This is a genomic window from Neisseria macacae ATCC 33926 (assembly GCF_022749495.1).
Classification (GTDB): domain Bacteria; phylum Pseudomonadota; class Gammaproteobacteria; order Burkholderiales; family Neisseriaceae; genus Neisseria; species Neisseria macacae.
Genome location: NZ_CP094241.1, coordinates 1,126,404 through 1,145,846, shown reverse-complemented (window position 1 = coordinate 1,145,846; position 19,443 = coordinate 1,126,404). Strand labels below are relative to the sequence as shown.

General features: G+C 53.2%; 19 protein-coding genes. 5 read left to right on the top strand and 14 right to left on the bottom strand.

Going from position 1 to position 19,443, the window contains the following annotated elements; all coding sequences use genetic code 11:
- The first annotated feature begins 142 nt into the window (after positions 1–142).
- Entirely contained in the window at positions 143–2,368 is a 2,226-nt protein-coding gene (locus MON40_RS05530) for a DNA internalization-related competence protein ComEC/Rec2 (RefSeq protein WP_039862954.1), read from the top strand.
- Positions 2,369–2,582: 214 nt separating this feature from the next.
- On the opposite strand, the gene MON40_RS05525 is transcribed toward MON40_RS05530, so the two are convergent.
- Together MON40_RS05525 and MON40_RS05520 are read right to left on the bottom strand one after the other, a co-directional pair.
- On the bottom strand, positions 2,583–2,810 hold the full coding sequence (locus MON40_RS05525; RefSeq protein ID WP_039862953.1) for a hypothetical protein: 228 nt from the start codon (positions 2,808–2,810) through the stop codon (positions 2,583–2,585).
- A gap of 82 nt (positions 2,811–2,892) precedes the next feature.
- Positions 2,893–3,096 carry a cold-shock protein gene (locus MON40_RS05520; protein ID WP_002217533.1) on the bottom strand — a complete coding sequence of 68 codons (204 nt, stop codon included), beginning with the start codon at positions 3,094–3,096 and terminating at the stop codon, positions 2,893–2,895.
- 312 nt (positions 3,097–3,408) lie between these two features.
- On the opposite strand from MON40_RS05520, the gene clpS reads away from it, so the two are divergent.
- Positions 3,409–3,720, top strand: a complete 312-nt coding sequence (gene clpS / locus MON40_RS05515; RefSeq protein WP_003755322.1) for an ATP-dependent Clp protease adapter ClpS — start codon at positions 3,409–3,411, stop codon at positions 3,718–3,720.
- Between the two features lies 1 nt (position 3,721).
- Complete coding sequence (gene clpA, locus MON40_RS05510) at positions 3,722–6,007, top strand: ATP-dependent Clp protease ATP-binding subunit ClpA (RefSeq protein ID WP_003778134.1); 2,286 nt, start codon at positions 3,722–3,724, stop codon at positions 6,005–6,007.
- 69 nt (positions 6,008–6,076) lie between these two features.
- Here clpA and xerD read toward each other — a convergent pair whose 3' ends face one another.
- The 10 genes from xerD to hisS all read right to left on the bottom strand — a co-directional run bounded on the left by xerD (position 6,077) and on the right by hisS (position 14,843).
- Positions 6,077–6,952, bottom strand: a complete 876-nt coding sequence (xerD, locus tag MON40_RS05505) for a site-specific tyrosine recombinase XerD (protein WP_003778132.1) — start codon at positions 6,950–6,952, stop codon at positions 6,077–6,079.
- 168 nt (positions 6,953–7,120) lie between these two features.
- Positions 7,121–7,558, bottom strand: coding sequence for a peroxiredoxin (locus MON40_RS05500; RefSeq protein ID WP_003778131.1), 438 nt, complete (start codon positions 7,556–7,558; stop codon positions 7,121–7,123).
- A gap of 104 nt (positions 7,559–7,662) precedes the next feature.
- Entirely contained in the window at positions 7,663–8,298 is a 636-nt protein-coding gene (locus MON40_RS05495) for a deoxynucleoside kinase (protein ID WP_039863011.1), read from the bottom strand.
- 233 nt (positions 8,299–8,531) lie between these two features.
- On the bottom strand, positions 8,532–9,026 hold the full coding sequence (folK, locus tag MON40_RS05490) for a 2-amino-4-hydroxy-6-hydroxymethyldihydropteridine diphosphokinase (protein WP_003778126.1): 495 nt from the start codon (positions 9,024–9,026) through the stop codon (positions 8,532–8,534).
- 15 nt (positions 9,027–9,041) lie between these two features.
- Positions 9,042–9,416 carry a SirB2 family protein gene (locus MON40_RS05485; RefSeq protein WP_003762962.1) on the bottom strand — a complete coding sequence of 125 codons (375 nt, stop codon included), beginning with the start codon at positions 9,414–9,416 and terminating at the stop codon, positions 9,042–9,044.
- Positions 9,417–9,468: 52 nt separating this feature from the next.
- Positions 9,469–10,023 (bottom strand): tRNA 5-(aminomethyl)-2-thiouridylate-methyltransferase MnmM, encoded by a 555-nt coding sequence (mnmM, locus tag MON40_RS05480; protein ID WP_003778124.1) that lies wholly within the window; start codon positions 10,021–10,023, stop codon positions 9,469–9,471.
- Positions 10,024–10,113: 90 nt separating this feature from the next.
- Positions 10,114–10,404 carry an RNA chaperone Hfq gene (gene hfq / locus MON40_RS05475; RefSeq protein WP_003755341.1) on the bottom strand — a complete coding sequence of 97 codons (291 nt, stop codon included), beginning with the start codon at positions 10,402–10,404 and terminating at the stop codon, positions 10,114–10,116.
- Positions 10,405–10,772: 368 nt separating this feature from the next.
- Positions 10,773–12,230: a ribosome biogenesis GTPase Der gene (gene der / locus MON40_RS05470; RefSeq protein ID WP_003778122.1), complete on the bottom strand. Its 1,458-nt coding sequence runs from the start codon at positions 12,228–12,230 to the stop codon at positions 10,773–10,775.
- Between the two features lie 687 nt (positions 12,231–12,917).
- Positions 12,918–13,547 carry a YfgM family protein gene (locus tag MON40_RS05465; RefSeq protein ID WP_003778117.1) on the bottom strand — a complete coding sequence of 210 codons (630 nt, stop codon included), beginning with the start codon at positions 13,545–13,547 and terminating at the stop codon, positions 12,918–12,920.
- Positions 13,548–14,843: a histidine--tRNA ligase gene (hisS, locus tag MON40_RS05460; protein ID WP_039862951.1), complete on the bottom strand. Its 1,296-nt coding sequence runs from the start codon at positions 14,841–14,843 to the stop codon at positions 13,548–13,550.
- Between the two features lie 392 nt (positions 14,844–15,235).
- On the opposite strand from hisS, the gene trkA reads away from it, so the two are divergent.
- Both trkA and MON40_RS05450 read left to right on the top strand, forming a co-directional pair.
- Positions 15,236–16,648: a Trk system potassium transporter TrkA gene (trkA, locus tag MON40_RS05455; protein ID WP_003762926.1), complete on the top strand. Its 1,413-nt coding sequence runs from the start codon at positions 15,236–15,238 to the stop codon at positions 16,646–16,648.
- A gap of 138 nt (positions 16,649–16,786) precedes the next feature.
- Positions 16,787–17,512, top strand: a complete 726-nt coding sequence (locus MON40_RS05450; protein ID WP_003778111.1) for an SIMPL domain-containing protein — start codon at positions 16,787–16,789, stop codon at positions 17,510–17,512.
- 70 nt (positions 17,513–17,582) lie between these two features.
- Here MON40_RS05450 and panC read toward each other — a convergent pair whose 3' ends face one another.
- Positions 17,583–18,419 (bottom strand): pantoate--beta-alanine ligase, encoded by an 837-nt coding sequence (panC, locus tag MON40_RS05445; protein ID WP_003778109.1) that lies wholly within the window; start codon positions 18,417–18,419, stop codon positions 17,583–17,585.
- A 171-nt stretch (positions 18,420–18,590) separates the two neighbouring features.
- Complete coding sequence (gene panB, locus MON40_RS05440; protein ID WP_039862949.1) at positions 18,591–19,379, bottom strand: 3-methyl-2-oxobutanoate hydroxymethyltransferase; 789 nt, start codon at positions 19,377–19,379, stop codon at positions 18,591–18,593.
- Between the last annotated feature and the right edge of the window lie 64 nt (positions 19,380–19,443).

Here is a 19,443-nt window from a genome sequence, read left to right as displayed (position 1 = left end):
TGAAATATTGAAATCCTAAGACGAAAGGTCGTCTGAAAACTTGAGATTCAGGTTTTCAGACGACCTTTTTCATGACGTTTGTAGGAAATTCAATTATTATCTCCACCTAATTTCAAAACTAATAATAAAAAGGGAAACAGTTTTGCTGAAATATTATGGATTGCCGTTTTGGGCAGTCGGCGTCATCGCTTCGTTCGCTTTGCCGTTTGTACCACATTGGAGTGCGTGGCTGGCGGCGGCATTGGTTTTGCTGGCGGCTTCGCGGCGGTTTGCGGTGGCGGGAATGATGCTGTGCGTCCTGCTCGGCGCGGCTTACGGCGTGTTTCGGACGGAAGCGGCTTTGTCGGCGCAATGGCCGCTGAACGGGGCTTCGGAGTCGGTGTTGACGGTTGAAGTCGCAGATATGCCGCGCGGCGACGGGCGGCGGGTGCAGTTTGCGGCGAAGGCGTGGACGGAGGATGGGCGGCGGTTTGATTTATTGCTGTCGGATTATCAGAAACGCGATTGGGCGGTGGGCAGCCGCTGGAAAGTGTCGGCACGGCTCAAACCGGTTATCGGCGAAGTGAACCTGCGCGGGCTGAACCGCGAGGCTTGGGCGTTGGCAAACGGTTTGGATGGCGCGGGTACGCTGGGCAAAGGCAGGAGCTTGGTTCGCGAGGGCGGCGGTGTCGGCTTGGCGGTGTGGCGCGATGCAGTCAGCCGCCGTTGGCAGGCTGTCGGGGCGAGAAGTCCGGATTTTTCGGACGGTATCGGTCTGATGCGGGCTTTGAGCATAGGCGAACAATCGGCGTTGAGGCCCGAACTGTGGCAGGCGTTCCGACCTTTGGGTTTGACGCACTTGGTCAGTATTTCGGGGCTGCACGTTACGATGGTGGCGGTGTTGGCGGGTTGGCTGGTCAAACTGATTTTCAGACGACTGCCTTGGATACCGGCAAAACCACGCGTGTGGATTTTGGCGGGCGGCGCGGCAGGGGCTTTGTTTTATGCGCTGCTGGCGGGCTTTTCCGTACCGACGCAGCGCAGCGTTTTGATGTTGGCGGCGTTTGCCTGGGCTTGGTGGCGCGGCAGTCTGTCTTCGGGCTGGACGGCGTGGTGGCAGGCTTTGGCGGTGGTGTTGCTGCTTGATCCATTGGCAGTTTTGGGTGTTGGCACTTGGCTGTCGTTCGGCTTGATTGCCGCCTTGATTTGGGCTTCGGCAGGTCGTCTGAAAGAATGCGGCTGGCGTTTGGCTGTACGCGGACAATGGGCGGCGACGGTGTTGTCGGTGGTATTGTTGGGCTATATTTTTGCGTCGTTGCCCATCATCAGCCCTTTGGTCAATGCGGCGATGATTCCTTGGTTTTCTTGGGTATTGACGCCTTTGGCGCTGCTGGGGTCGGTGTTGCCGTTCGCGCCTTTGCAATGGGCGGCAGCAGGTTTGGCGGAATACACTTTGCGCGGCTTGGTTTGGCTGGCGGAGGTGTCGCCTGAATTTGCCGTAGCCGCCGCGCCTGTGCCGCTGTTGGTTTTGGCTTTTGCAGCGGCTTTGCTGTGGCTGTTGCCGCGCGGTCTGGGTTTGCGGCCTTGGGCGTGTTTGGTGTTGGCTGGATTTGTGTTTTACCGCCCCAACCGCTTGGACGACGGGTTGGCGCGGATTACGGTGATGGATGCGGGACAGGGTTTGTCGGTGTTGGTACAGACGCGCGACCGCAACCTGCTGTTTGACACGGGTACGGCGCAGGCGGCGCAAACGGGTATCGTGCCAAGCCTGAACGCCATGGGCGTACGCCGTTTGGACACGCTGATTCTGTCGCATCACGACAGCGACCACGACGGCGGTTTGGACGCCGTTTCCGATATTGAAATCGGCGAAACGCTGGCGGGACAGCCTGAGTTTTATCCGAACGCAAAATTTTGCGCCGAAGCGCAATGGCAATGGGACGGCGTGGATTTCGAGTTATTGAGGTCGTCTGAAAACCCGGTCGGTGAAGACAATGACCGAAGCTGCGTCTTGCGCGTCGTTTCCGACGGACAGGCATTGCTGGTTACGGGCGATTTGGGCGTCAAAGGCGAAGCGGGGCTGGTAGAACGCTACGGCAGCTCGCTGTACAGCCAGATTTTGATATTGGGACACCACGGCAGCAATACGGCTTCATCCGGCGGCTTCCTGAACACGGTCTCCCCCAAATACGCCGTCGCTTCCAGCGGCTACGCCAACGCCTACAAACACCCCACTCCCGCCGTCCAAAACCGCGTCCGCGCACACGGCGCGACTTTGTTGCGGACGGATTTGTCGGGTACATTAGTGTTTGAGTTGGGCAGTAATGAAATCTTTAAAGGTCGTCTGAAAAGGGATAAGTTTTATTGGCAGAAAAAGCCGTTTGAGTAAATGTGTTTGCTGTATGGAAAAATTGGCTTTTCAGACGACCCCAAAGCCTCTATGCCGCAAAAATATAGTTATCCTTGCTTTATGTGAATCCAGTTGTGGATATATCGGATTAACGGTTGATACTAAAAGGGAAAATAAGACTGCCCAAAAAACAGGCAGGGGTAAAATAGAGATTTCAGACGACCTTCATCACGCGTTTGTGCATTATCCGTCTTCATTTACCGTCGCCCAAATGGCGGCGGTAAAACCGGTCGATATCCGCTATCGCCTTTTCATCATTCGGCCTCAAATCGATTTTCAAATCGGCAAGCCGTATCAGCATCAGGTCTTCTTGTTCCGCCACCGCACAGCTGACTTCCCCGCTGCTGCGCAGATGCGCGATGAGTTCGCCCAACTGCCGCAGGGCGTTTGCGTAGGCGGCGCTTTGTTTGTCTTCTGCCATATGGATTCCGTTACTCATAGACAATAAAAAATGGCGGGGAATCAATCCCGCCATTATTCTACGGCATAAGCCGCACGTTTAATTAAGCAGCCTGAATGTTAGCAGCTTGTTTGCCTTTAGGGCCGGTGGTTACGTCGAAAGACACGCGTTGGCCTTCTTTCAGGGTTTTGAAACCTTCCATGTTGATCGCTGAGAAGTGAGCGAACAGATCTTCGCCGCCTTCGTCAGGAGTGATGAAACCAAAACCTTTAGCGTCGTTAAACCATTTTACGATACCGGTTGCCATTAGAAACTTCCTATACTTAAAAATTAACAAAATCAGCAAAATAAGGCATACAGCAAACTTAAACGTTCAGCGTTTCTCCCTAGCTTTATATACTTGGTCGAGTGCCGGCTTCTGCTTAACCGTCTTTTTACATTTGTTAAGCCAAAACGTCAAGCCATACAAGGGAAAAAGTGCGAAAATGGCGGAAACCGACCAAAATACAACAGAAATCGAAATAAACCTTATAATCACTATATTTATAGATTCATTTGGTATCAAACCTTCCACAAGGTCGTCTGAAAACAAGCCCTCTTCCACAAAGCTAAAATACTTATGAACAACCCAAACACACATCACGAATCCGATACACTTTTAAGCGACCAAAAAACCGCCCCGCCGAAACGTTACGGCGTATTTTTGCTGAACGACGATTACACCACGATGGAATTTGTCGTCGAAATCCTGACCGAAATCTTCATGCTCGGACAGGAGCAGGCGGTGGCGGTGATGCTGTTGGTTCATCACGAAGGCAAAGGCTTGTGCGGCACTTACACACGGGACATCGCCCAAACCAAGCAGCAGCAGGTCATGCAGCGGGCAAAAGCCGAAGGGCATCCGCTGCAATGTATTGTCGAGGAGATTTAATATGCTTTCACCCGAATTGGAACAGATTTTGCAGCAGCTTTACCGCGAAGCGCGTAAGGCTCATTATGAATTCATCAGCCTCGAGCATCTGCTTTTGGTGTTAATCGAAGAAGACGCCTCCGTCCCCAACGTCCTCAAGCTCTGCGGCGCGGATTTGAAAGTGTTGTCCGAACAGCTCGCCGCCAGCGTTGCCGAAAATACCCCGCAGATTCCCGACCACCTTTTGGACACAGTCGAAACCCAGCCCACGCTCGGCTTCCAGCGCGTCATCCAGCGGGCGATGGTGCATACCCAATCCGCAGGCAAAGGCTTGGTCGAGCCTTTGGACGTTTTGGTGGCGCTGATGAGCGAAACCGACAGCCATGCCGTCTATTTCCTCAAACTGCAATCGGTTACGCGTTTTGAAGTTTTGCGCTGCATTGCCCACGGCGCAACCGAAGACGACGAACACAAAGGCTTTTCAGACGACCCCGACAATGATTCAGACGACCCCGTCGAATCGAAAAGCGGCTCGCTGTCGGACTACACCGTCAACCTCAACGCCGAAGTCAAAGCCGGCCGCATCGACCCCTTAATCGGCAGAAAACACGAAATGGAACGGCTGGTACAAATCCTGTGCCGCCGCCGCAAAAACAATCCGCTTTTGGTCGGCGAAGCAGGCGTGGGCAAAACCGCGCTGGCGGAAGGCTTGGCGCATCAAATCGTCAACGGCGACATTCCCGACGCGCTCAAAAATGCCGAAGTGTACGCGCTGGATATGGGCTCGCTTTTGGCGGGTACGAAATACCGCGGCGACTTTGAAGCGCGGGTCAAATCCGTCTTGAAACAGCTCGAAAAAATCCCGCACGCCATTTTGTTTATCGACGAAATCCACACCATCATCGGCGCGGGCAGCACCAGCGGCGGCACGATGGACGCGTCCAACCTGCTCAAACCCGCGCTGGCGAAAGGCTCGCTGCGCTGCATCGGCGCGACCACCTACGACGAATACCGCACCATTTTCGACAAAGACCACGCCTTAAGCCGCCGCTTCCAAAAAATCGACGTGGTCGAGCCCACCGTCGCCGAAACCGTGCAAATCCTGCGCGGCTTGAAACCGATGTTCGAAGGCTTCCACCAAGTCCGCTACACGCAAGGCGCACTCGAAGCCGCCGCCGAACTCTCCGCCCGCTACATCAACGAGCGTTTCCTGCCCGACAAAGCCATCGACGTAATGGACGAAGCAGGCGCGGCGCAACGGATTTTGCCCAAATCCAAACAGAAAAAAGTCATCGGCAAAGCGCAAATCGAAACCGTCATCGCCAAAGTCGCGCGGATTCCTGAAAAAACCGTGTCGCACGACGACAAACAAGTGCTGCAATTCCTCGGCCGTGATTTGAAAAACATGGTTTACGGTCAGGAAAACGCCATCGACGCGCTGGTTGCCGCCGTCAAAATGTCGCGCTCCGGTCTCGCCCTGCCCGACAAACCCATAGGCAGCTTCCTCTTCTCCGGCCCGACCGGCGTCGGCAAAACCGAAGTCGCCAAACAGCTTGCCTACTCGATGGGCGTACCGCTGCAACGCTTTGATATGTCCGAATACATGGAGCCCCACGCCGTATCGCGCCTTATCGGTGCGCCGCCGGGCTACGTCGGCTTCGACCAAGGTGGCCTTTTGACCGAAGCCGCCAACAAACACCCGCACTGCGTATTGCTCTTGGACGAAATCGAAAAAGCCCATCCCGACATTTTCAACGTCCTCCTGCAAGTCATGGACGCAGGCAAACTGACCGACAACAACGGCAAGAGTGCCGATTTCCGCAACGTCATCCTGATTATGACCACCAACGCAGGCGCGGAAAGCCTCAGCCGCCCCAGCCTCGGCTTTACCGCCAAGCGCGAACGCGGCGACGAAATGCAGGCAATCAACAAACTCTTCACGCCCGAGTTCCGCAACCGCTTGGACGCGATTATCCCGTTTGCGCCCTTGTCCGAACCCGTCATCGCCAAAGTCGTGGACAAATTCCTGCTCCAGCTCGAACACCAGCTCCTCGACAAAAAAGTCGAAGCCGAATTCACGCCGGCATTGCGCAAGTATCTGGCGGAAAAAGGTTTCGACCCGCAAATGGGCGCGCGCCCGATGCACCGCCTGATTCAGGAAAAAATCCGCAAACCGCTCGCCGACGAACTCCTGTTCGGCAAACTCGCCGACGGCGGCTTCGTGCGGATAGACTGGGATGCAGCGAAAGAAGAAGCCGTGTTGAAATTCAAGAAAAACAAAGCCAAACCTGAAGCAGCAGCGGTTTGACGGATAAAGGCAAAAGGTCGTCTGAAAACGAGATTTCTGTTTTCAGACGACCTTTTTCAATGGAATCGTTTAATTCCGCGAATGATGTTCGTCAACGATGTTTTTCAGGCGGATGTTGGCGACGTGGGTGTAGATTTGGGTGGTGTTGATGTTGGCGTGTCCGAGCATGAGTTGTACGGCACGCAAATCGACGCCGTGGTTGACGAGGTGGGTGGCGAAGGCGTGGCGCAGGCCGTGCGGGCTGAGCGAAGTGATGCCGGCGGCGTCCGCATAATTTTTGACAATCATCCACGCAAGTTGGCGGGAGATGCCGCTGCGTTTTTGGCTGACGAAGACTTCGTCGCAGATTTTGTTTTTGAGCAGCAGCGGGCGCGATTCGGCGCAATAGCGTTCGACCCAGTAAACAGCTTCTTCGCCCATAGGCACGATACGCAGTTTGTCGCCTTTGCCTATGGTGCGGATGCAGCCACGGTTGAGGTCGAGATCGCCCAGTTGGAGCTTGACGGCTTCGGTTACGCGCAAACCTGTAGCGTACATGACTTCGAGCAGGGCTTTGTCGCGCAGGCCGTGCGGCGTGTCGGTATCGGGTGCGGCAAGCAGGTTTTCGATTTGCGCTTCGGTAATCAGGGTGGGCAGCTTTTGCGTCTGTTTCGGGGCTTTGAGGAAACGGGTCGGGTTGTCCGTCCGACGCTCGGTTTCTTCTAACCAGGCGTATAGGCGTTTGCAGGCGGACAGGGCGCGCGCCTGCGAGCTGTACTTTTCGTCCGTCGCATAGACGGCGTCCGCCAAATCGGCGGCTTCGGCATCCAGCCAAGTATGCCCGCCCGCTTCCAAGCGCACGGCGATTTTTTCCAAATCGCGGCGGTAGCCTTGCAAGGTGTTGTGGCTGAGACGGTCTTGCAGCCACAGCGATTCGAGCAGTTTGTCTATGAGTTCGTCGGTCATGGGGTTTTACGGGCAGTCCGAAGATGGTGTATCGTGGATCGAATATGAATCGGGACAAGCAACCCTGCCCTGATTGACGTCCATTATAAAAGGTCGTCTGAAAATGAAAACCTACTTGGACAGAACCCGCCAACCTCGTTTTCAGACGACCTTTTGCTGCATTACAGTTTATCGGGACAGCGTTTCCAAAACTTCCTGCGCGTGTCCGGCGACTTTGACTTTGCGCCATTCGTGGATGATTTCGCCGTTTGCATCCAAAACGAACGTGCTGCGTTCAATGCCCAAAGACTCTTTGCCGTACAGCTTTTTCAGCTTGATTACGTCAAACATTTTGCACACGGTTTCGTCTTTGTCGCTCAACAATTCAAAATTAAAGCCTTGTTTGGCGCAAAAATTCTGATGCGATTTCACGCCGTCGCGCGAGATGCCGACGACGGTATAGCCGAGTTCTTTAAATTGCGGCAAACGGGCGTTGAAATCCAGACCTTCAGTGGTACAGCCGGGCGTGCTGTCTTTGGGGTAGAAATAGACAACCAGCGGCAGATGTTCGGCGGAATCGAAGTCGTTACCACTGCTTGAGGGCAAAGTGAATCGGTATTGGGTCATGATGTCTCCTTTCAGACGACCTGTGGCGAAAATGCTAAAGCAAAGGAATAAATGAATCTAAAACATAGCCGCTTCGGCGTTTCACCACAATCTTGCAAACTGCGTCAGTGTTCGCTCAAATTCAGATAATTGCGCGTTCCCTGCAAATCGTTCAGCGCATTGAGCAACAGTTGGAAATGTTCGTCATTGCCTTGCAAGTCCAACTCGTCGGCATTGACAGTCAGCAGCGGGGCGTTTTGATAAAGGTGGAAAAACTGGCTGTATCCCTCGTGTATCCGCCCCAAATAGCCTTCGGGGAAAAGATTGATGATGCCGTCGCCGCGTTTTTGCAGGCGTTTGCGGTTGCCGTCCACGGCGGTTTGCAGGTAGATCACCAAATCAGGCGCGGGATACTGGGGCAGGATTTTTTGTTTCAAATCGGCGAAGAGCTGCTGCTCGTCTTCATTCAACACGACCGGCGTGAAAATCCGGTCTTTCTCCAACAGGAAATCGGCGACGACCATGCCGCCTTGTGCGTATTCGTTTTTGATGATGTCCACGCTTTCCGCGCGGCGCATCAGGAAAAAAAGTTCGGTCGCCAAGCCATGATGTGAGGCGTTGGCGTAAAACTTCATGAGGAAGGGGTTGTGTTCGGGGTTTTCCGCCAGCGACAGCGCGCTGAAATGTTCTGCAAGGCGGCGGCTCAAGGCGTTTTTCCCGCTGCCGATGGAGCCTTCGACGACAATATAACGATAGTTCATGGTTTGATTAATGATATTGTTTTGATATTTTGGAAAGAGGCATTTTATCAGACCGACGGAATTTGCCCAAACCTGCCGCCGTCCTTCTTGAAAGGTCGTCTGAAAAAGCAAACGCTTTAGCAATTTCCTTTTTCAGACGACCTCTTGAATATAGCTTGCGTTCAATACGGGATTGACGGCAAGCAAGTATGTTCATTTTACCGACAGGCTGAAAACGGTAAACCCGTCCTGCCTCAAACGGCTTCAAACAGGCGTATTCCTTCATCGCCCAAAGCGGCCGCCAAATCCGCCGCCCGTCCGTGTCCGCCCAAAACAAAATTGGGCAGGATTTCAGCCAACGGCTTCATCACAAAGCTGCGTTCATGCGCGCGCGGATGCGGTAGGGTCAGATGCGGGTCGCTGCTGGAGATGCCGTCAAAATCGATGATGTCCAAGTCTAATGTGCGCGGGGCGTTTCGGAACGTGCGTTCCCGCCCGAAATCCGCTTCGATACGGTTCAACACGGCAAGCAGCGAAACGCCGTCCAATGAAGTGCGGACGGAACAGACGGCGTTGACGAAATCAGGCTGATTGTCGTAGCCGACCGGCGCGGTCACATACAGCGAGGAAGTTTTTTCGATTTGAATCTGCGGATGCGCCTCCAGCGCAGACAAGGCGGCGCGGACCTGGCGGGCGGGTTCGGCAAGGTTGCTGCCCAAGGCGATGACGGCAAAATGGGTTTGCGGCATGTTCAGACGACCTATTTAAAACGGCAGCGTTTTGGTTTTGGCAAGATAGACGATGCAGCCGACGCAAGCCATCGACAACACATAAATGGCGTAAAACTTCGGCGAACGCGGACGGGAGCGCATCATGACCATGCCCAGCCCGATGTAAACCAGCAGCAGCAGAATTTTGCTGCCGAGCCACGGCGAATTGAAGGGCGAAAAGTGGGTAATCTTCATCAGCCACAAGCCGGTAAAGAGCAGCATGGTGTCGTTGAGATGGGGAAGGGCTTTCCAGATACCCGCCAAAGGTTTATCGGGATGCCGCCAAAGCAGGAAAAAGCGGATATTGAACACCAAAATGGTGATGGTGACGAAAATCTGATGGCTGTATTTTACAAACAGATATTGCATAGCGGTCGCACGTTATTGTTTTTGAAAGAAGCGCCTATTCTACCCCAAACATTCATTCTTGACGTAACTTTTCAAACGCCAACAAATACGGCGGGCGGTTGCGGCGGTTGATAAAACCATAACGCAAAACGGCAAATTCATCCTGCGGCAACCGCTGCGCCCAATCTTCGATTGCCTGCGCTTCATGCCGCCCCGCCTCATGCCCGGGATACAGGACGGCAACCGCCAGCCCGCCCGTTTTCAGCAGCGACGCGCGGATGCTGGTTGCCGCTTCTGTCGTACAGCTTTTATCGCCGCCGGGCAGCCAGCCGAAATTGAATACCGCCGCGTCCAACGGTTCGCGGATGTGGGTGGCTAGATTTTCATGTCCGTCCAATATCAGTTCCACCCTATCCGCCATGCCGGCTTCTTCCAAGCGCATTCGGGTGTTTGCCAATGCCTGCTCTTGAACGTCAAACGCCCACACTTTCCCGCCGCTGCCGATCGAACGCGCCAGCATCAGCGTATCGTTGCCGTTTCCCGCCGTACCGTCCAAAGCGCGGGCATCGGGTTTTAAGGCTTGTTTGAGAAGCATGTGTGCAAAAGGGAGGATGTTTTCGAGCCGCATAAGATGAAACCGTACAGAGGTCGTCTGAAAATAAAAATACCTTACCGACCAAGCGGTAAGGTATCAGAATCGATTAATGCGTTACATACATTATTCGGCAGGTTGTTGCACGGTCTCAACTTGAACCGGGGCAGCCGCGGCGGCTTGGGGTTTGTTCTCGTGTTGCAGGCTCACGGCACGGGCAGGAACGATCGTTGAGATGGCGTGTTTATAAACCATTTGGGTAACGGAAGTATTACGCAGCAGAACGACGTATTGGTCAAACGACTCGACTTGGCCTTGCAGTTTGATACCGTTGACCAGATAAATCGAAACCGGAACGTGCTCTTTACGCAACGCATTCAAAAAAGGATCTTGTAACATTTGTCCTTTAGCTGTCATATTCATAAGCTCCATTATTATGATTTTGAAATCGTTTTGAAAACGAACATGAGTCGGATTGTAGACCCGAACGAGAAAAATTACCAACTATTTTTCCGTAAGAATATGCAAACCTCTATCAAACGACGGGCTTTCCAACGATTTTTTACCCGAATGTGTTATACAAATCATTTTAATACAAACGATTTTTACCATAGGGAACAGGTCGGCAGATTTGGATTTTCAGACGACCTTATCATCAGATAAAACATTTTTATTACAATACCTTAGCTAAAATCTTTAAGAGGATTCACCTCCAACCGCCCTATTCGTCCCGACAGCAATCTAAAAGGGGCAAGCCTCGCGGCACGCCCCTTGTTCCATCAGATTTATTTGCTGTACTGTTTCTTCACGCTGACTTTGGTTTTCTTTTTAAAACGGTTTTTCTCTTCCTTGCGGCCTTCGCGTTTCTCGATGCGGTTGCTCAGGCTGACGCGGCGCAGCGGTTTTTTCTTCGGTTTGTCTTCCGCATTTTCATACGGGTTTTCCGAAACATTGTATTGAATCCGCAGCGGCGTGCCTTGCAGGTTGAAGGCTTTGCGGAACGTCTGGGTCAGGTAGCGCGTATAGCTGTCTGAAATCGCGTGCAGCGAATTGCCGTGTACGACAATCACAGGCGGGTTCATGCCACCTTGGTGGGCATAACGCATTTTCGGACGTACCAAACCTGCGCGCGGCGGCTGTTGGCGTTCGACGGCGCTTTGCAGGACGCGGGTAATTTTCGGCGTCGGCATCTTAATCATTGCGGCGTTGTAGGCTGCCTGAATGCTGTCGAACAATCCGTCGATACCGCGTTCTTTCAATGCGGAAATGAAGTGGAACTTGGCAAAATCGAGGAAATACAGTTTGCGGGAAATGTCGCGTTTGATTTGCTCGCGCCGCTCTTCGCTGATGCCGTCCCATTTATTGACGGCAACTACCAGCGCGCGCCCTGCTTCCAAGGCGAAACCAGCAATCGTGGCATCTTGATCGGCGATATCCTGCTGCGCATCCAACACCAAAACGGCAACGTTTGCCGCCTCAACCGCCTGCATGGCTTTGATAACGGAGAACTTTTCCACCGCCTCATCGACTTTGCCGCGACGGCGCACACCCGCGGTATCGATGATGGTAAACGGTTTGCCTTCGCGTTCGAAATCGATGTGGATACTGTCGCGCGTTGTGCCTGCCATATCGAAGGCAATCACGCGCTCTTCGCCGAGAATGGCGTTAACCAGCGTGGATTTGCCGACGTTCGGACGGCCGATAACGGCAAAAACGGGATGTTTTACATCGGCTTCTTCGGCCTCAGACTCAGGGAAGTTTTCTAAAATTTTTTCAATCAGGTAATACACGCCGTCGCCGTGTGCGCCGGAAATAACGTGCGGCTCGCCCAATGCCAGCTCGTAAAACTCGGCGGCAAGCACGGCTCTGTTGCCGCCCTCGCCTTTGTTTACCGCCAGATAAACGGGGCGCGGGCTTTGGCGCAGACGGTCGGCGATGATTTTGTCTTGCGGGGTCAAGCCGGTGCGGCCGTCCACCAAGAACACGACGGCGTCGGCTTCATCGACAGCCTGCAAAGTCTGCTTCGCCATTTCGTGCAAAATGCCGCTGTCCACAACCGGCTCGAAACCGCCGGTATCGATGACGAGATAAGGTTTGCTGCCGATTTTGCCGTGTCCGTAATGGCGGTCGCGGGTCAGACCGGGCAGGTCGTGCACAAGCGCGTCTTTGGTGCGCGTCAGGCGGTTGAACAAGGTAGATTTGCCGACGTTCGGGCGGCCGACAAGGGCGATGGTGGGTTTCATGATGAGTTCTTTCTGTATCAAGTGTCGGTTCGGAAGCGAACCTGCAACACGAGCAGGTGTTTTTCAAAACACGGTAGGTTAAAAAGGATAAGGGGTCGTCTGAAAATAGATTCAACAGAACAATGGCTTGAGCTGGAATTTCCGTCCCATACAGCCATCTTCGACTTGGGGAACTTGCCTGCGCTTATCAACTTCAAATACGGTATGGCAAGTTTCATCCGGCCATAGTTAATGGATTTTACGCAATGAAAAAGATCATCTTAACATCACTATGCATTTTTCTCCCTGTGAATTTCGGCATTGGCTTATTGCTCGGCGTGTATCAAACAGACCGACCACTCAAAATCATAGTCTCATTAATTATCAGCACGCTCTTTTATATCGTACCTATGTATTTTCTACTCAAACGCAAAGCCAAATAATCTGCCTTTTCAGACGACCTGTTCGGCGAATCTTGTCCCTGCATGATACGTCTTCAAACAAAAGGTCGTCTGAAAATATAGTGGATGGAAATTGCAATGATACGGCGTTGCCAACGCCCTTATGTACGATCTGTACGGTATGCGTTGCCGCCTTGTCTCATTTTTATTTTAATCCGCTATATAAAGTGGAACACAATTAAAACAGACAAGGCTTGCCGGAAAGATTCCGACAAGCCGCATACGCCTTTCAATTTTTCAGACGACCTTATTTTTGCGAATCCAGCTTCATTTGCAGCAATTCGCGTTCGATGGCGTCTTTAGGCAGCTTTTCCAAAGCCTGCTGATAGCTTTGCGCGGCCTCTTTGGTTTTGTTTTGTGCAGCGTAAACATCGCCTTTCGCTTCCAAAAGCAGCGGCTCGAAATCTGCTTCAACTTTCGTATTCAAGGCTGCAATCGCGGCATCATATTTTTTCTGTTGCAATAGGACGATGCCCAAACGCTGCGCCGCTAATGCTTGAATCAGCGGGGCTTTTTGGTTTTTCAACACCCAGTTCAGATGACCTTCCGCCACGTCGTAACGGCGGGCATCATACTCGGTCGCAGCCGCCATCAGCGTCGCTTGTGCGGCGGCAATGGAGTCCGGATAATTTTGCTGGAGGTTGGTCAAATCGGCATTCACTTCGGCTTGCGAGGCTTTTGCCTGCATTTTATCGACGATTTTCGCCAACACTTCGGCAGCTTCCTGACTTTGCGAGGCTTTATGGCTCTTATACATGGTATAGCCCAAATAGCCCAACGCCGCCGCGATCAGCAGGGCAAACAGCCATCGGCCGGTACTTTTCCAAAAGTATTTAAAATTGTCTAATTCTTGTTGTTCTTCGAGATGGGCTGCCATTTATGCGTTCTTCCATTGTTGTAAAGTGTAGATTAAATCGTCGGCGGCGACGGTTTGCTGACCGTGTGCGCCGTTCATGTCTTTAAGCGTAACCATACCGTTCGCCAATTCGTCTTGCGCAACAATCAGAGCAAAGCGCGCGCCGCTGTTGTCGGCTTTTTTCATTTGCGCTTTCAGACTTTGATAGCCGGAATGCTGCATCACGTTGAAACCTTGTGCGCGTAAGGCTTGCGCGTATTTCATCACTTGCAAATCCGCACCCTCGCCCTGATGCATGGCATACACGTCAGGCGCGGCATTGACTTCCAGCGAACCGTATTCGCTAACCAGCAGCAGCAAACGCTCGATGCCCATTGCAAAACCGATGGACGGCGCAGGCTTGCCGCCGAGTTCTTCAATCAAACCGTCGTAACGGCCGCCGCCGCACACCGTCGCCTGCGCGCCGAGTTTGTCGGTCGTCCATTCAAAAACGGTTTGGTTGTAATAATCCAAGCCGCGCACCAGTCGCGGGTTTTCGACGTATTGAATGCCTAAGCCTTCCAGCATGGCTTTGAAACGGCTGTAATGATTGCGCGATTCCTCGCCCAGATAATCGGTCAGATGCGGCGCGGCATTGCAGATTTCCTGCAAATCGGGATTTTTGGAATCCAAAACGCGCAACGGATTGGTTTTCAGACGACGTTTGCTGTCTTCGTCCAATTTGTCTTCATAACGGGTCAGATATTCGACCAAAGCCGCACGGTGCGCCGCACGTTCTTCGCGGTTGCCCAAGCTGTTGATTTCCAAAGTCAGGTAATCGCGGATACCCAGCTTGTCCCACAAATCCGCCGACATCGCGATGATTTCCGCGTCGATGTCCGGGCCTTCAAAACCCAAAGCCTCGATACCGACCTGATGAAACTGGCGATAACGTCCTTTTTGCGGACGCTCGCGGCGGAACATCGGACCCATGTACCACAGCTTTTGCGGGCTGTTGTACAACAGATTGTGTTCGACCACCGCACGCAGGCAGGATGCCGTACCTTCCGGTCGCAGGCTCAGGCTCAAAGAGTCGTTGGAATCGGAAAAGGTATACATTTCCTTACCGACCACATCGGTTTCTTCGCCGATGGAGCGGACAAACAAACCCGTCTGCTCGACAATCGGCGTACGGATTTGCTGATAACCATAAGCACGCGTCCAGCGGACGACCACATCTTCAAATGCCTGCCAAAACGCAGCGGTCAACTTGAAATCTTTTTGTTCGACAGGCAAAAGGTCGTTCATGCCTTTGACGGATTGGATTTTTTGTGCCATTTCAAATAGGGATACCGTAATCAAAATAGTCGGCAATTATAGCTGATTTTTAAGGAGTTGTGAGGTTTTGGCAATGAAGGATTTGGGCTAAAAGGTCGTCTGAAAACCGGTGCGGTGATTTTTCAGACGACCCCATATATTCCAAGCAGCCGAAATGCGGCAAGGATGACATTGTAGCCTTTTTATTTTGTTTTATAGTGGATTCACTTTAAACCAGTACGACGTTGCCTCGCCTTAGCTCAAAGAGAACGATTCTCTAAGGTGCTGAAGCACCAAGTGAATCGGTTCCGTACTATCTATACTGTCTGCGGCTTCGTCGCCTTGTCCTGATTTAAATTTAATCCACTATACTATACAATCCCATCATCCTTACCCAACCACCCACCCAAACCGTGAAAATCCTCATCCTCGGCAGCGGACAGGTCGGCTCGACCGTCGCGCAAAACCTCGCCTCCGTTTCCAGCAACGACGTTACCGTTATCGACATCGACGAAAAAGCCCTGCAACACATCGGCAGCCGCCTCGACGTCCAAACCATACTCGGCAACGGCGCATCCCCGTTTATCCTCGAACAGGCGGGCGCAGCGGACTCCGACCTCCTGCTCGCCCTGACCCGCAGCGACGAAACCAACATCGTCGCCTGCAAAATCGCCGCCGATCTCTTCAATATCCCCAGCCGCATCGCCCGCGTCCGTTCCAGCGAATATCTGGAATACCCCTACCCCGAAAACGACGATACGGAAAACGGCAGCCTTACCGTCTTCGACATCACCGAAACCATCAGCCCCGAACAGCTCGTTACCGAACAGCTCGTCGGGCTGCTCAGCTACACCAGCGCATTGCAGGTATTGAGGTTTGCCGGCGACAAAGTCCGCATGGTCATCGTACAGGCGCGTAAAGGCGGGCTGCTCGTCAACCGTGAAATCGCCGACATCAACCAACACCTCCCCGAAGGCGCGGACTGCCAAATCTGCGCCATATACCGCAACAACCGCCTCATCGTCCCCACGCCGCAAACCGTCATCATCGAAGGCGACGAGGTACTTTTTGCCGCCGACATCAGCAGCGTCAACATCATCATGCGCGAACTGCGCCCCAAAGAAGCGCGCACCCGCCGCATCATGATTGCCGGCGGCGGCAACATCGGCTACCGCCTCGCCAAGCAGCTCGAATCCAAATACGACATCAAAATCGTCGAACACAACCCCCGCCGCGCCGAGTGGCTCGCCGAAAACCTCGACAACACCCTCGTCCTGCAAGGCAGCGCCACCGACGAAACGCTGCTGGACGAAGAATACATCGACGAAATCGACGTATTCTGCGCCCTGACCAACGACGACGAAAACAACATCATGTCCAGCCTGTTGGCGAAAAACCTCGGTGCAAAACGCGTCGTCACCATTGTCAACCGCTCCAGCTACGTCGATTTGCTCGAAGGCAACAAAATCGACATCGTCGTGTCGCCGCACCTCATCACCATCGGCTCCATCCTCGCCCATATCCGCCGAGGCGACATCGTTGCCGTCCACCCCCTCAGACGCGGCACCGCCGAAGCCATCGAAGTTGTCGTCCACGGCGACAAAAACACCTCCGCCATCGTCGGCAGGCGCATCAGCGGCATCAAATGGCCGGGCGACTGCTACATCGCCGCCATCGTCCGTGCCGAAACGGGCGAAGTCATCATGGGGCACCACACCGACACCATTGTCCAAGACGGCGACCACATCATCTTCTTCGTCTCCCGCCGCCGCGTCCTGCCCGAACTCGAAAAACTCATCCAAGTCAAAATGGGCTTTTTCGGCTGACACCGTCAAAGGTCGTCTGAAACCTGTTGCAGCAAAGTCAGAACCTTTTTCAACTTCATTGAAGCTGCACTTTCAGACGACCTGATACAAATTATCCAATACCATTTGTTTCCACACCCGATACCAAAAGGAAAAACCATGTTACGCCCCATCCTTGCCGCCCTCATACTCGCAACCGCCCTGCCCGCCGCAGCCGAAACCGACACCCTTCATTACAACATGGTCGAATTTGCCGAGTCCGCCCATCTCGAAATAACCCGCGACACCATGACCGCCTACTTCAGCATTGCTTCCGAAGGCAAAGACCGCGCTACGGTGAACAAAGCGTTTCAGAAAAAATTCAACGACTTCAACAAAGCCGTACAAAACAACAAACTCCAAACCGAAATCCTCAACCGCAACGCCAGCCCGCGCTATGAATACAACAACAACGGCAAACGCATCCAAACAGGCTGGGAAGAAGAATCCGTGTTCAAAGTCGAAAGCAAAGACTTTGACGCCATCAACCGCCTGATTGACGAAACGCTGCAAACTGCCACGCTCAACCGCATCGGCTTCAGCATATCCAAAGAAAAACGCGAAGCCGCCGTTGATCAAGTCAGCAAAGCCGCCATCCTGCGCTTCAAAGACCGCGCGCAAGACTTAGCGAAAACGCTCGGTTTTTCCAACTACAAAATCGTCAAACTCAATTTAGGCCACATCGGCAACCGTTCCATAGACAACGGTTTCGCCCGCGCCAAAATGATGAATGCCGAAGCTGCCATGTTCAAGCGTTCGGCAAGCGACGAAAACAACGCTATCCAAGCCCCTTCTCCCGGCTCAGAAGAAATCAGCATCACAGTCAACGGCTTGGTGCAGATGTAAAACGCTCCCAAACAAAAAGGTCGTCTGAAAACACATTTGGTTTTCAGACGACCTTTTTCCATTCCAACAATCAAGCCAAGCTGACTTCCAAGTTGTCAATCAGACGCGTCGTTCCCAAGCGGGCGGCGGCGAGGACGACAAGGGCTTTGTCGCCGGTGCGTGCGACAGCTAGGCTCTCGGCATGGCGGATTTCGACGTAATCGACCACCCAGCCGGCTTCGGTCAGGCGGCGGACGGTTTCTGTCTCCAGACCGACATAATCGAGATTGCCGTTTTTGAGTTCGGTAGCGACGCGCTGCAATTCGCGGTACAGACGCGGGGCTTCGGCGCGTTCGGCTTCGCTGAGGTATTGGTTGCGGCTGGAAAGCGCGAGTCCGTCGGGAGCGCGGCCGGTATCGACGGGAATGATGTCGATATTGAAATTCAGGTCTTCGACAAAGCCTTTGATAATCGCCAACTGCTGGTAGTCTTTTTTGCCGAAGCAGGCGGTATCGGGTTGGACGATGTTGAACAGTTTGCTGACGACAGTAGCGACACCGCGGAAATGACCGGGGCGGAATTTGCCGCACAATTCGTTTTGGAGGTTGGGCGGTTCGACGTTGAAACGTTGCTCGACATTGGGATACAGCTCTTTTTCGTCGGGCGCGAACACGACAGCTACGCCTTCGTTGGCGAGTTTGTCGGCGTCTTGCTGCAAGGTGCGCGGGTATTTGTCGAAATCCTCGCCCTGTCCGAATTGTAGGCGGTTGACGAATATGCTGACGACGACGTTGTCGGCGCGTTTTTTGGCTTCGCGAACGAGGGCGAGATGGCCTTCATGCAGATTGCCCATAGTCGGGACAAAGGCAACGCTGCCTGCGTTTTTGCGCCATTCGCGCAATTCTTTAATGGTATGAATGATTTGCATGGTGGAAAATGTCCTTTATCTTTTTCGGGATTGCGGCGCTCATCCGCTGTGTTTTGTCAGCCCGAAAATCACGCGCCGATTATACGCTGGGAACACGGACAAACAAAGGTCGTCTGAAATTCGGTTTTTACGATGAAAACCTTTTCAGACGACCTTTTTCAGTTAAGGGTATCAAGCAAACGAATGTTCCGCAGCGGGGAAGGTTTTAGCTTTAACCTCATGAACATAGGCTTCAACGGCGGCCTGAATGCTGTCTTTACCCTGCATGAAATTTTTGACGAATTTGGCGGTTTTGCCCGGAAAAATGCCGAGCATATCGTGCATGACCAAAACTTGCCCGTCGCAATCCACACCTGCGCCAATACCGATGGTCGGGCAAGAGACGGTTTCGGTTACTTTTTTCGCCAATTCCGCCGGCACGCATTCCATCAACACGATGGCGGCACCCGCTTGGTCGTGTGCTTTCGCATCTGCCAACAAGGCTTCCGCCTTATCGCCCCGCCCCTGCACTTTATATCCGCCAAATGCAAACACGGACTGCGGGGTCAAGCCGATATGGGCGCAGACGGGAATGCCGCGCATTTGCAGGAATTCGGTGGTTTCCGCCATCCAAACGCCGCCTTCGAGTTTGACCATATGCGCGCCTGCCGCCATCAGTTCGGCAGCGGCGGCAAACGCCTGTTCTTTACTCTGCTGATACGCACCAAAAGGCAAGTCGCTGACAATCATCGCGTTTTCCGTACCGCGTGCGACGTTTTCGGTGTGGTAACACATATCGCGCAGGCTGACGGGCAGCGTGGATTTGCGTCCCTGCACGGTCATGCCCAAGGAATCGCCCACCAGCAAAACATCAATGCCGGCGTTATCCATCAACGCGGCAAAGCTGGATTCGTAGGCGGTCAGCATGGCGATTTTTTCGCCTTCTGCCTTCATCTTTTGCAGTGTGTTCACAGTAATCATTAGAATGTATTCCGCCTTTTTCAGACGACCTTTTAGATTAAAACGGGCTATTATAGTGAAATGC